At 54.6% G+C, this 1026-nt stretch carries 1 protein-coding gene; it reads left to right on the top strand.

Annotated features, from left to right (window positions below):
- The coding region (gene hutU, locus ACFVXH_RS41480; RefSeq protein WP_387831258.1) for a urocanate hydratase at positions 1 to 1026 on the top strand (1026 nt) is incomplete at both ends.

Raw genomic sequence — 1026 nt, 5'->3', positions numbered from 1 at the left:
CTTAGGATGGGAGCAGGAAGCCGTGCTCCGCATGCTCCGAAACAACCTTGACCCGGAGGTTGCCGAAAAGCCGGAGGATCTGATCGTATACGGCGGCATAGGCAAGGCCGCACGAAACTGGGATGCTTTTCACGCGATTGAGCGTTCCCTCAAAACGTTAAAAGATGATGAAACACTGCTGATCCAATCCGGAAAACCGGTCGGACTGTTCCGCACGCACAGCCGCGCGCCCCGCGTCCTGCTGGCTAATTCGGTTCTCGTGCCAAAATGGGCGGATTGGGAACATTTCCATGACCTTGAGAAAAAAGGGCTGATGATGTACGGGCAGATGACGGCCGGCAGCTGGATTTATATCGGCTCACAAGGCATTTTGCAAGGCACCTATGAAACCTTTGCGGAGCTTGCGAGACAGCATTTCGGCGGCAGTCTGAAAGGAACCCTTACGCTGACGGCCGGTCTTGGCGGAATGGGAGGCGCCCAGCCGCTGTCCGTCACGATGAATGATGGCGTCGTCATCGCCGTTGAAGCGGATGAAACACGGATTGATAAACGGATGGAAACAAACTATTGCGACCGTAAAACCGCATCAATTGACGAAGCGCTGCGCTGGGCCGAAGCAGCCAGACAAGCCGGAGAGCCTTTATCGATCGGCCTTCTCGGCAATGCGGCTGAGGTGCATCATGAGCTTTTGAACCGCGGCGTCCATATTGACATCGTGACCGATCAGACTTCCGCTCACGACCCGCTGATCGGCTATATTCCGGCAGGATACTCACTTGAAGAGGCCGGGCGTCTGCGCCGGGATCAGCCCGATTTATACGTAAGGCTATCCAAGCAAAGTATGAAAAAGCACGTGGAAGCCATGCTTGCCTTCAAGAAAAAAGGGGCTATCGTCTTCGATTACGGCAACAATATCCGTCAAGTTGCCAAAGATGAGGGTCTCGCCGATGCTTTTGATTTTCCGGGATTCGTTCCCGCCTACATCCGGCCTTTATTTTGTGAAGGAAAAGGGCCGTTCCGCTGGGC

This window comes from Kitasatospora sp. NPDC058184, from assembly GCF_042883725.1.
GTDB lineage: Bacteria > Actinomycetota > Actinomycetes > Streptomycetales > Streptomycetaceae > Kitasatospora.
This window is presented reverse-complemented; position numbering and strand designations above follow the sequence as displayed.